Annotated in this window: 12 protein-coding genes; 10 read left to right on the top strand and 2 right to left on the bottom strand. The window is 63.5% G+C overall.

Annotated features, from left to right (window positions below; all coding sequences use genetic code 11):
* The first annotated feature begins 3 nt into the window (after window positions 1-3).
* The 10 genes from AC3CB8_RS24050 to AC3CB8_RS24005 all read left to right on the top strand — a co-directional run bounded on the left by AC3CB8_RS24050 (window position 4) and on the right by AC3CB8_RS24005 (window position 9565).
* Entirely contained in the window at window positions 4-1071 is a 1068-nt protein-coding gene (locus AC3CB8_RS24050; protein ID WP_352563812.1) for an ABC transporter ATP-binding protein, read from the top strand.
* Between the two features lie 35 nt (window positions 1072-1106).
* Complete coding sequence (locus AC3CB8_RS24045) at window positions 1107-2204, top strand: Gfo/Idh/MocA family protein (protein WP_352563813.1); 1098 nt, start codon at window positions 1107-1109, stop codon at window positions 2202-2204.
* A 44-nt stretch (window positions 2205-2248) separates the two neighbouring features.
* Entirely contained in the window at window positions 2249-3163 is a 915-nt protein-coding gene (locus AC3CB8_RS24040; protein WP_023782785.1) for a sugar phosphate isomerase/epimerase family protein, read from the top strand.
* A 56-nt stretch (window positions 3164-3219) separates the two neighbouring features.
* Entirely contained in the window at window positions 3220-4164 is a 945-nt protein-coding gene (locus AC3CB8_RS24035) for a sugar ABC transporter substrate-binding protein (RefSeq protein ID WP_023769536.1), read from the top strand.
* Window positions 4165-4208: 44 nt separating this feature from the next.
* Complete coding sequence (locus AC3CB8_RS24030; protein WP_352563814.1) at window positions 4209-5228, top strand: ABC transporter permease; 1020 nt, start codon at window positions 4209-4211, stop codon at window positions 5226-5228.
* A 2-nt stretch (window positions 5229-5230) separates the two neighbouring features.
* On the top strand, window positions 5231-6013 hold the full coding sequence (locus AC3CB8_RS24025; RefSeq protein WP_352563815.1) for an ATP-binding cassette domain-containing protein: 783 nt from the start codon (window positions 5231-5233) through the stop codon (window positions 6011-6013).
* 10 nt (window positions 6014-6023) lie between these two features.
* Window positions 6024-7205, top strand: a complete 1182-nt coding sequence (locus AC3CB8_RS24020) for an aldose 1-epimerase family protein (protein ID WP_352563816.1) — start codon at window positions 6024-6026, stop codon at window positions 7203-7205.
* Between the two features lie 85 nt (window positions 7206-7290).
* Window positions 7291-8373 (top strand): fatty acid desaturase family protein, encoded by a 1083-nt coding sequence (locus tag AC3CB8_RS24015; protein WP_031251928.1) that lies wholly within the window; start codon window positions 7291-7293, stop codon window positions 8371-8373.
* Window positions 8374-8401: 28 nt separating this feature from the next.
* Window positions 8402-8713: a MocE family 2Fe-2S type ferredoxin gene (locus AC3CB8_RS24010; protein WP_023769541.1), complete on the top strand. Its 312-nt coding sequence runs from the start codon at window positions 8402-8404 to the stop codon at window positions 8711-8713.
* A gap of 51 nt (window positions 8714-8764) precedes the next feature.
* Window positions 8765-9565: a 3-methyl-2-oxobutanoate hydroxymethyltransferase gene (locus AC3CB8_RS24005; protein WP_352563817.1), complete on the top strand. Its 801-nt coding sequence runs from the start codon at window positions 8765-8767 to the stop codon at window positions 9563-9565.
* Here AC3CB8_RS24005 and AC3CB8_RS24000 read toward each other — a convergent pair.
* Window positions 9530-11047 (bottom strand): HAL/PAL/TAL family ammonia-lyase, encoded by a 1518-nt coding sequence (locus AC3CB8_RS24000; protein ID WP_023769543.1) that lies wholly within the window; start codon window positions 11045-11047, stop codon window positions 9530-9532. The genes AC3CB8_RS24005 and AC3CB8_RS24000 overlap by 36 nt on opposite strands.
* The gene (locus AC3CB8_RS23995; RefSeq protein ID WP_023792413.1) at window positions 11044-12045 is read right to left on the bottom strand and encodes an ornithine cyclodeaminase family protein; all 1002 of its coding nucleotides are present in this window, start codon (window positions 12043-12045) and stop codon (window positions 11044-11046) included. The genes AC3CB8_RS24000 and AC3CB8_RS23995 overlap by 4 nt, the downstream gene beginning before the upstream one ends.
* Window positions 12046-12135 lie beyond the last annotated feature (90 nt).

Raw genomic sequence — 12135 nt, 5'->3', positions numbered from 1 at the left:
GCCATGGCCGACATTGTCTTCCGCAATGTCACGAAACGCTACGGCACGACGCTTGCCGTCGACGACGCCTCCTTCGCCGTCAACGACAACGAGTTCTTCTGCTTCTTCGGGCCGCCGCTGTCGGGCAAGTCGACGATCCTGCGCCTGGTGCTCGGGCTGGAGGCGCCGGACGCCGGCGAAATCCTCATCGGCGGCAAGCCGGTCAATACGGTGTCGCCAGCCGAGCGCAACGTCGCCATGGTGTTCCAGAACCTGGCACTGTTCCCGCATATGAGCGCGCTCGACAATGTCCGTTTCCCCCTGGTCGAACGCGGGGTCGCCGAGCTCCAGATCAAAAAGCGGGTCGCCGATGTCGCGGCCAAGCTGCATATCGGCCATATACTGCACAAGCCACCGGCGCAGCTTTCAGGCGGCGAGCGGCAGCGGGTGGCGATCGCGCGTGCGCTGGTGCGCGACCCCAATGCCTATCTGATGGACGATCCGATCTCGGCACTCGATGCGCGGTTGCGCGAGGAAACGCGGGTCGAGCTGAAGCGCATCCAGCGCGAGCTCGGCAAGACGCTGATCTATGTCACGCACGACCAGGAAGAGGCGATGTCGATCGCCGATCGCATCGCCATCCTGGAAAGCGGAAGGATCCGGCAGATCGGCGCGCCGGGCGAGATCTATGATCGCCCGGCCAGCACCTACGTGGCGCGGCTGCTGGGTTCGCCTGTCATGAACATCCTCAAATCCGTTCAAGGCGAGGGCGGCATCGAAGCCGCCGAAGGCGCGATCAGCATCGCCGATCGCACGGCTCCGGCCGATGCTGTCGAGATCGGGCTGAGGCCGGAGGACATCAAGGTCAGACCCTGGAGCGACACCGAGAAGACGAGCTCCCGCCCGGTGCGGGTGTTCGAGGTCGAGCCGCTTGGCGGCTATACCGTGGTGACGCTCGCCGCCGGGCAAGCGCGGCTGAAGGCTTTGCTGCGCGGCCAGCCTGACATCAGGCCCGACGCGATGGTGGCGATATCCTGCGAGCCGACGCGCGTGCATTATTTCGGACAGGGCGGAGGCGCGTTGGCAAGATGAATGCGGCCGCAAGAACAGGATTTCGGGAGGAAGGCATGACAGGCAAGGGCTTCGAGCCGGATGTGAAGGTCCGCACGAAGGAATATCGGATCGGCTGCGTCGGCGCCGGCATGATCATGGCCGAGTGCCATCTGGCCGCCTATAAGGAGGTCGGCTTTCCAGTCGTGGCGATCGCCTCACGGACCAAGGCGAATGCGCAAAAGGTCGCCGACCGTTGGGGCATCCCGACTGTCCACGACACCCCGGAACAGCTGATCGAGGATGCAAATGTCGAGATCATCGACCTCGCGTTTCCGCCGGACCAGCAGCCGGCGCTGATCCGCCATGCGCTGAAGCAGAACCACATCAAGGGGATCCTGGCGCAAAAGCCCTTGGCGCTCTCCGTCGAGGAAGCCGTCAAGTTGCGCGACGAAGCGGCGAAGGCCGGCAAGATCCTCTCGGTCAACCAGAACATGCGCTACGACCAGTCGATGCGCGTGTTGAAGCAGATCATCGACAGCGGCGCGCTCGGCGACATCGTCTTCGCGCAGATCGACATGCACGCCATTCCGCACTGGCAGACCTTCCTTCAGGGCTACGACCGGCTGACGCTCGCCAATATGAGCGTGCATCACCTTGACGTGCTGCGCTTCCTGTTTGGCGATCCCGATGAGATCACGACGCTGACGCGCAAGGATCCGCGCACGACATTCGACCATTCCGACGGCATCACTGTCTCGACCCTGCGTTTCCCCACGGGTGTGCTTGCCGTTTCGCTGGAGGATGTGTGGTCCGGTCCGCGCCAGGACGGCTACAAGGACGATCAGCACATCAACTGGCGCGTCGACGGCACCAAGGGCGTCGCCAAGGGCACGATCGGCTGGCCGACCGGTGCTGCTTCGACGCTGACTTATGCTTCGGCTGAAACGACCGGCGGCGAGTGGGTAACTCCAAGCTGGGAGACGATGTGGTTCCCGCATGCCTTCATCGGCGTCATGGAGCAGCTGCAGCATGCCGTGAAGACCGGTACGGCGCCGGCGCTCACCGTCGCCGATAACGTCAAGACCATGGCGCTGGTCGAAGCGGGCTACCGTTCGATGGCCTCGGGCCGCACGGTCAAGCTTTCCGAAATCTCCACAAACGCAACTAACTGAAAATCGCGGACAACTGAATCGCTTACAGGGAGGAATTCAAGATCATGATGCAGGCAGGTATTTTCACGGGCTATTTCCCATACGGCCTCGAAGAGACGGCGAAGAAGATCCGCGGCCTTGGTTTCAACACGGTGCAGCTGGACCTGCATTTCAGGGACGTTGATCTCTCGGCCGGCCAGATCACCAAGGACAAGGCCAGGAAGGTGCGCGACGTCTTCCGCGACCACAACCTGCCGGTCTGCTGCGTGTCGGGCTACACCAACATCATCCATCCCGACAAGGCCGAGCGCGACACGCGCGTCGGTTATCTCAAGGAGATCATCCGCAACGCGCGCGATTTCGGCAGCCCTTACGTGATCTCGGAGACCGGCACTTACAACACCGAATCCGACTGGGTGCATCACCCCAAGAACAAGACCGAGGAAGGTTTTGAGGAATGCCGCAAGGTCATCGCCGATCTTGCCCAGACGGCCTACGACCATGGCGCGGTCTTTCTGCTCGAAACCTATGTCAACAACGTCGTCGGCTCGGTCGAGGAAACGGTGAGGATGTTCGCGCAGGTCGACCATCCAGGCCTGGGCCTGCTGATGGACCCGACCAATTATTTCGAGACGCACAACATCGACCGGATGGATCAGATCCTGAACCAGGTGTTCGACACGCTGACCGATAAGATCAGGATAGCGCATGCCAAGGACGTCAAGCGCTCGGGCGAGGACAAGTCGGAGAAGCACGCCGACATCGGCGATGCCGACGCGATGGAAAGCCATACGTTCCGCGGGGTTGGCGAAATCGAACTGCCGGCGCCGGGCCTCGGTTCGCTGAACTACGACCTCTATCTCCAGCGGCTGGCCGAAAAGCATCCGAATATCCCGGTGATCATCGAGCATCTGTCGGAAGACGACGTGCCGCGCGCCAAGACATTCCTCGACGGGAAATTCCGCGCCAACGGCCTGTAACGGCTAGCCGCGCCACCGGTGCACGGCAGCGCGGCTTCAAACAAGGGAGGAAAGAAATGTTGAAATTCGTATCGAAATTGGCGGCCGCCGCGACAGTGCTCGCCGGCGTCGCCCTTGGCACGGCGGCGCAGGCGCAGGACGGCCAGAAGACCTTCTATCTTTTGTCGCATGGCGGTCCGTCGGATGCGTTCTGGATCGACTGGAACGCCGGCGCGACCAAGGCCTGCGACCAGCTCAAGGTAACGTGCAAGATTTCCTTCAGCGGCGGCGACATGGCGGCGCAGAAGGAGGCCTTCAACTCGGCGCTTGCCGCAAAGCCCGACGGTATCGCCACCACGTCGGCACAGCCGGGCCTGTGGACGGAGGAGGTGAAGGCAGCCAAGGCGGCTGGCATCCCGATCGTGTTCTTCAACACCGACGATCCGGCGACAGGGCGGCAGGCCTATGTCGGCGCGGACCTGAAAGAAGCGGGTGTCATCTGGGCCAAATATCTGGTCGACCACAAGATGGTGAAGCAGGGCGACAAGGTTTTCCTGCCGGTCGAGGTTCCTGGCGCCAGTTACCAGCAGCTCGAGACCGAGGGCATCGCCAGCGTCTTCGATCCGTTGGGGATCAAATATGACGTGGTCGATTGCGGCACCGATCCGGCGGGCATCATCGCCAAGATGACCGACTACATGGTCGCCAACAATCCGCCGGCGATCATCGCGCTCGGCGATTCCGTGGCCGCCAGCGTCAAGCGCGTCTTCGACGGCGCCGGCGTGCCGGCGGGCAAGGTCCCGGTCGTCGGCTGGGGCAATTCCAAGGAGACGGCGCAAGCTGTCAAGGACGGCTTCGTCAATGCCGCCGCCTGGCAATATCCCTCCGCGCAAGGCTTCATGCCGGTGGCGCTGCTCGGGCTTGCCGCGTCGGGCGAGCCGATCGGCTACGACATCCACACTTTCGGTCTCTACGACGCCTCCAGCGTCGACCCGATCCTGAAGCTCTACGACAAGAAATGAGAAAAACAGCGCCCGCCGGAAAAGCAGCGGGCGTCTTTTCAAGCATGGTTCAAGCAGTCATGACAATTGCCGCAGAAGACGAAGCGCCGGGGGTGAAAGGCAGATCGCGTCTGCTGCGCTCGCCGCAATTCTCCTCTTTCGTCATCCTCCTCGTTTTGCTGGCGGTATTCGCGGTCGCCGACGCCAATTTCCTGTCCCCGCTCAACATCTCCAACATGATGGCCTTCCTGCCCGAGCTCGGCATCATCGCGCTCGGCATGACGCTGCTTTTGACGGCAGGTGAATTCGATCTTTCCGTCGGCGCGGTGTTTGGGCTGGCGCCAGTGGTGGTGATGCTGCTGGTGCAAAATGGCGGGGTGGATATAGGTGTCGCGCTTCTGGCCGGGCTGCTGCTGTGCATCGTGATCGGCGCGATCAACGGGCTGATCGTCACCAAGATCGGCATCTCCTCCTTCCTGGTGACGCTGTCGATGTTGCTCGTCGTGCGCGGGGCAGCGCTCTACATCACGCAAGGCTTTCCGCTGAAATCCTGGGACCAGCCGGGCTTCTTCGTGACGCTGCTCGCCGGCAGCTTCAACATCGGCTCGTTTCGCTTCTACACCTCGCTGTGGTGGTTCATCGGCCTCTCGCTGTTTGCCATCTACATCCTGCGTTACGCCAAGCTCGGCAACTGGATCAGTGCCATCGGCTCCAATCGCAACGCGGCGGTGGCGCGCGGCGTGCCGGCCGATAGGGTCAAGATCTGGCTGTTCATCGCGACTTCGGTGCTGGCTGGCCTTGCTGGCATGATCAGTGCCTTCCGCATCTCGGCCGCCTCACCGGTGGCCGGCACCGGCTACGAGCTGGAAGTGATCGCCATGGTGGTGGTTGGCGGCACGGCGCTGACCGGCGGACGCGGCACCATCCTCGGCACCATCGTCGGCGCGCTCATGCTGCGCGCCATCCGCAACGGCATCGTACTGATCGGCGTACCGGGGCTCGCCTACAACATCTTTGTCGGCCTCATCATCCTCGCCATGCTCATCCTGCACGCTTTGCTGCAGAAGAACGCCGCAAGGGGCTGAGAATGATGCAAGAATTACTTCGGCTGCAGAGCCTGCAAAAGTCCTTCGGCAGCGTGCGCGCGCTGAAGAACGCCTCGCTGACACTGCGGGAAGGCGAGGTGGTGGCGCTGCTGGGCGACAATGGCGCCGGAAAATCGACGCTGATCAAGGCGATCTCGGGTGTTTTCCCGGTCGATCGTGGCGACATCTTTGTACGCGGCGAAAAGGTTTCGATCCGCTCGACCCGGGATGCGATGGACCTCGGCATCGAGACCATCCATCAGGATACCTCACTGGCGCCCGATCTCAGCATCGCGCGCAATCTTTTCCTCGGCCGCGAGCCGGTCAATTTCGGCTGGCTCGGCGTGTTCGCGCCGCTCGACCTTGCCAAACTGCGCAAAGCCGCTTCCGAACTGCTCAAGCGTGTCGGCATCTCGAAGAAGCTCGACGCCGATGCGCTGGTCTCGACGCTGTCGGGCGGCGAACGCCAGTCGATCGCCATTTCACGCGCCATGCAGTTCGCCGCCAAGGTGATCATCCTCGACGAGCCGACCAACAATCTCGGCGTCGAGGAAACCCACGGTGTGCTGCGCTTCGTCAAGGAGGTGCGCGACGCCGGTCATTCGGTGCTGCTCATCACCCACAACATCCACCACGTGTTCCAGGTCGCCGACCGCATCGTCGTCATGCGGCGCGGTGAGATCGTCGCCGAACAGACGGTCGCCGACACCGACCTCCTGACCGTGGAAAGCATCATCACCGGCGCCGACATGTCGGCCTTGCTCAAGGAGGCGAGGGCAAAGTGAAGGGCGTCGCATGGTAGAGCTTTACGGCAAGACGCTGTCGCGTCTGCAAGTGGCCGAGCGGTCAGGCCAGCTGTCGCAATTCGCCGGCGTGCGGCTGATGACGCTTGGCGACGGCGTCGAGCGTGGCATCCGCATGCTGGAGTTCCGCACCGGCTCGGGCCTGCGCTTCACCGCGCTGGTCGACCGGGCGCTCGACATTGCCGATTGCGACTTCAAGGGCCAGGCGATCGGCTGGCATTCGCCGAGCGGCTTTCGCCATCCTGGCCTGCACGATTATGAGGGGGAAGGGGGGCTCGCCTGGGCGCGGTCCTTCTCGGGTCTGCTGGTCACCTGCGGGCTCGACCATATTCTGGGGCGGGAAGAAGTGCCGGCCGAGAGCTACAACTATCCGGGCAAGAAGACGGTGCTTCATTCGCTGCATGGTCGTGTCGGTACCATCCCGGCGCGGCTGACCGGCTATGGCGAGCGCTGGGAAGGCGACCGCTGCGTGCTGTGGGCCGAAGGCGTTGTCCAGCAATCGGCGGTGTTTGGCGAGGATCTGCATCTCACTCGGCGCATCGAAGCCGATGTCGGCGGTAACGAGATCCGGCTTTCGGACCATGTCGTCAACCACGGCTTCAACCGCACCCCGCATATGTATTTCTACCACATCAATATCAGCCATCCCTTGCTCGATCAGGGCTCGCGCTATCTGGCGCCGATCCGGGACGTGGTGTGGGCCGGCCATGCGGGCGAGCGCTATGAGACGCAGAAGGTCGGCTATCGCACCGTGCCGGAACCGCAAATGCAATTCAGCGAGCAGGTCTGGCAGCACGAAATGGGCGCCGACGGGAAGGGCGAGGTGCCGGTGGCGGTGGTCAACGACCGGCTCGGCCTCGGCTTCGAAGTGGTGACGCGCAAGGACCAACTGCCTTGCGCCTATCAATGGCAGAATTTCCAGGCCGGGCAGTATGCGCTTGGCATAGAGCCATCGACCCACCATGTGCTCGGCGATCTCGCTGCCCGCGAGCGCGGTGAGATGATCTGGCTGGAGCATGGCAAAAGCCGGGCCTATGAAGCGGTGTTCCGCGTCCTCGACGGCAAGGAGCAAATCGCTGGCGCCGAAGCCAGGATCGCGGCTATCGCCCGACAGCCCGAGCAGGATTATCCTCAGCCTTCTCAAAATTTTCCAAGACTGGCCGGCAGGACATGAGCGCGACATCTATTCAAAGCAAGCCCTCCGGCCGGCGGACCGGATTGCCAGCGCTGCGCGAAGGTTGGAGGCCAATTTGACGACGATGGCGAAAAAGCGCGACTACAGCCTGGTCGGCGAAAGCACCAGAACGGCGATCGAGACCGGGCTTGCCTCGGCCGAATGGTACCACACCGACGTGCCGCGCAAGGCGATGAAGGAACTGATGCAGCGTTCCGACGGGCCAGCGATCCGCGACACCGTCATCTGGATTGTCGCGATCCTGGGCTCGGCCGCGGGTATCGTCTGGTTCTGGGGTTCGTGGTGGGTGGTGCCGTTCCTGTTCGTCTATGGCGTGCTCTACGGCTCGTCGAGCGACTCGCGCTGGCACGAATGCGGTCATGGCACGGCTTTTCGCACGCGCTGGATGAATGATGTCGTCTACCACATCGCTTCGTTCATGCTGATGCGCAATCCCGTGCAATGGCGCTGGAGCCATGCCCGCCACCACACCGACACCATCATTGTCGGCCGCGACGCCGAGATCGCCGTCATGCGTCCGCCGGACCTGTTGAAGGCGGCGCTCGCCTTTACCGGCATTCTCGACTTTCGCTATTCGCTGCCGACGCTGGTGCGGCAGGCATTCGGCACGCTATCCGACGAAGAGAAGAGCTATATCCCCGAGATGGAACAGCATAAGGCCGTGGTCGCGGCCCGCTGGCATGTCGCGATCTATGTCGCGACGATCGCCCTCGCGATCGCGCTGAGGTCATGGATACCGCTGGTGCTGATCGGCCTGCCGCGCCTCTACGGCACCTGGCACATGGTCACGACCGGCCTGCTGCAGCACATAGGGCTCGCCGACAATGTCGTCGACCATCGGCTGAACACGCGCACCGTCTACATGAACCCGATCAGCCGGTTCATCTACTGGAACATGAATTACCATGTGGAGCACCACATGTTCCCGATGGTGCCGTATCACGCGTTGCCCAGGCTGCATGAACTGATCAAGCACGATCTGCCGAAGCCCAATCCGTCGATGTGGCATGCCTACCGCGAGGTCTGGCCGGTCCTGCTCAGGCAGCTGAAATACGAGGATCATTACCTCAAGCGCGAACTGCCGCCCACGGCCAGGCCCTATCGCGGTGAGTTCCATGAGGTCGATATGTCGGCGGCGGCCGAGTAGAGATCGCGAATGTCCGCAGGAGATAGAGATGGCCGATTGGGTTGAAGCGTGCGCGGTGGACGATGTCGAGGAAGAGGATGTCATCCGCTTCGACCATGGTGGGCGGACCTTCGCGATCTATCGCTCGCCGGATGACGAGTTCTTCGCCACCGATGGCTTTTGCACGCATGAGAAGGCGCATCTGGCCGACGGGCTTGTCATGGACGACATCATCGAGTGTCCCAAGCACAATGGCCGCTTCAACTACAAGACCGGCCAGGCCAAGGGTGCGCCGGTCTGCGTCAATCTCGCGACCTATCCGGTGAAGATCGAAGCTGGCAAGGTGATGATCCAGATATGAAGCGCTGCATGATCAACCATCGCGCAACCCGCAACAAAAGGGGACGTTTTAATGAGCCGAAAGAGACCGACCGTCGCCGATTTGCGCGCCATGAAGGGCAAGCGTCAGCTGACCATGCTGCGCGTGCTCACCCTGGACGAGGCGGAAGCCGCCGAACGGGCAGGGGTCGACATCGTCTCGGTGCCGCCCGAACTGGTGCTGAACCCGCGGTACCGCGATGCCGCGCCCAGCCTGTTCACCATGCCGGGCGACAATTTCTTCGAGATCGGCACCGCGGATGATTTCGTGCGCTGGGCCTTCCGGCTCTACAAGGCCGGCGCCGACGCGGTCTATTGCAGCGCGGGCTACGCCACCATCAAGCGAATGGCCGACGATGCGATTCCCGTCATCGGCCATGTCGGCCTCATTCCTTCCCGCGCGACCTGGACCGGCGGCTTCAAGGCGGTCGGCAAGTCCGCCGATACGGCGATGCAGGTGTTCGAAGCCGTCAAGCAACTGGAGGCTGCCGGCGCGATCGGCGCCGAAATAGAAGTTGTACCAGTCGAGGTGGCGAAGGCTATCTCGGAGCGCACCTCGCTGATCATGCTGTCGATGGGCGCGGGCACCGGCTGCGACGCGCAATATCTGTTCGCCGACGACATTCTTGGCCAGAACCGTGGCCACATGCCGCGCCACTCGAAGATCTACCGCAATTTCGCCGCCGAATACGATCGGCTGCAGGCGGAGCGGGTGGCGGCATTTTCCGAATATGTCGCCGACGTCAACAGCGGCGCCTATCCCGAGGACCGGCACATCGTGCACATGGACCCGGACGAGCTACGCCTGTTCCTCGACAAGGTCGGCCGGGGCTAGGACCGTTTGCCATTTGCCGCCGGCGAGCGCTGCGTGGAGTGCTTCCGCATCGACGCCGAGCGGCCGGTCATGCTTGAGCGCGGGGACGAGCGCGCGTGTCGCCGTGTGGACGGCTGATGTGCGTGGCGCCAGCGCCAATCCCTCACGCAGGTCGACGGCTTGCGCCGCCGCCATTAACTCGAAGGCGATCAGCCGCCGCCACAGCGTGATCATGTCGGCGCATTTCGAAACCACCAGCGGCGTCTGCGTGGCGTGATCCTCCACGCCTTCCGAAACCGGCAGGAAGTCAAGCATCACCGGATTGGCCTTGTGGCGGATGGCAGCCAGGATCGATGTCACCGTCTTCTGCAACGGCACGAAACCGGCCGAGGCGCCACCGACCGGCGACAGGTATTTCGGCAGGCCGTTCCGACCCGAACCGGTGAGCTGGATAAAGCGGGCGGCACTGGCGGCGGCACATTGAGCGATTGCCAGGCTTAGCGCCTCGAAGGCGAGCGCCAGCGAAGCGGTGTGAAAGTTGCCCGTCGACAGCACCAGCTCGTCGTCGCTCAGAACCAGCGGGTTGTCGGCGGCGGCATTGAGTTCGGTCTCGACGGCGCGTCTTGCCTGGCCGATCGCCTCGATCAGCGCGCCATGGATCGAGGGCATGCAGCGGATCGAGAGCGGGTCCTGTATGGTGGTGGGGGCCGGCGCTTCGTCGCGGGCGAGAAGATCGTGCAGCGCCTTGGCGGCTTCCTGCTGGCCGGCGGCGGGCCGCGCCATGTGCAGGCGGGGATCGAGGATGGTGCGGTTGGCGCCGAAACCTTCCATGGTCAGCGCGCCAGCCTGCTGCTGCTGGGCAAGAGCCGACAGCGCGTCCGTGACCGCAAGCGCGCCGCCGCCGGCGGAGACGGCGGAAGCGTTGATCAGCGACAGCCCATCCTTGGGCGCCAGGCCGATGGGGCCGAGGCGGGCCATCATCAGTGCCTTGACAGCTGGCATGCGCCTTCCCTGATAATCAGCTTCACCTTCGCCGATCAGCAGGCGGGCGATCGCGGTCATCAGCACCAGGTCGCCAGCGCCGATCGAGCCGAGCGACGGCATCACTGGATGGACGCCCGCGTTGAGGACTTCGACCAAGGCAACGAACACGGCGGGCGACAGGCCGGAGCCACCGGCCGACAACATTGTCAGACGGGCAAGCATGGTGGCGCGCACGGCCTCGATGGGCAGCGCTTCGCCGACCGCGCCGCTGCGGCCCTCGAGCAACTGGCGCTGGAAGGCGCTGGCGTCACCCTCGACCGATGTGCGAAGATTGGCGCCGAGCCCGGTGTTCAGGCCGTAGATCTGCTGGCCGGAGGCCGCCGCCTGGTCGAGCACCTTTCGCGCCTTCTCCAGCCTGCCGATGACATTGGCTCCGATCTCCACCTTGCGCGCCTCGCGGGCAACAGTGGCGACATCGGCGACACTGATGCCGGCCCCGGTGAGGACGAGCGCGCTCATGCGAAGCGCAGCCTTTGGCCGATGCCTTGCGCCTGCGCCTTGGCAAGCATCGCCTTGCCGAGGGCAATGTCGGACAGCGACAGGCCGCGATGCCAGAAGAGGATGGTTTCGTCGTCACTCTGCCGTCCCGGCCTGAGGCCGGCGGCGATCTGGCCGAGTTCGGCATGCAGCGTCTTTTCGCTCAGCCGCCCGGCCTCGACATGCGCACGCAGCGAGCCGAACTTGCCACCCTTGCACTGACCCCAGTCGTCGACGACCATCTTCTGCATGATGTCGGTCAGCGACAGCTCCACCGCACTCATCGTGCCATAGGGAACGACAAGCGCGCCCGGCTTGATCCATTCTGTCTTCAGCAGCGGCTGCGGCTCGGGCAGGCGCGAGGCTTCGACGATGATGTCGGCGCCCTTGACGCAGCTCTCCCAGTCGGCGACCGCGGTGACGGGCTTGCCGAGGTCGGCGGAGAGTTTTGCGGCAAAGCCGTCGCGGCTTTCGGGGCGGCGCGAATGGACGCGGATCTCGTCGAAATCGAAGAGATGGTCGAGCAGGCGCACATTCCAGTACGCCGTGCCGCGCGCGCCGATATGGGCGAGCACCTTCGAGTTCGTGCGCGCCAGGTGCTTGGCGCCGATGGCGGTGACGGCGCCGGTGCGCATGTCGGTGATGACCGTGGCGTCGAGAATGGCGCGCGGCGTGCCGGTGCGTGGATCGAACAAATTGAGGATGCCGAATTCCGAGGGCAGGCCGTGAAGATAGTTGTCGACATAGTCGCCGACGATTTTCACGCCGGCCGTATCGAGCGGCGCGACGTAGCCGCGCAAGACATTGAAGTGGCCGTGGAAGGACGGGTCAGGTTCGAGGTGGACACGCGGCTCGATCACCGTCTGGCCCTTGCCTTGCGCAACGAGCCCGGCCTCGACGGCGCCGATGATCTCGCCATCGGCCATGGCAAGCGCTTCGATGTCGAGGGCGTTGAGGTAGTCGATATAGATAGGCTTCATGCGTCCACGGTTCCTGTCGTTTAAGACCGAGCCCCATTCATTCCATAACAGGCGGCGATGCGACACGAAAGTTTGTTGGTCCATCGCTGG

The sequence above is a fragment of the Mesorhizobium sp. P160927 genome, from assembly GCF_057766385.1.
Note: the sequence above shows the minus strand (reverse complement) of the source record. Positions and strands in the feature narration are given on the sequence as shown.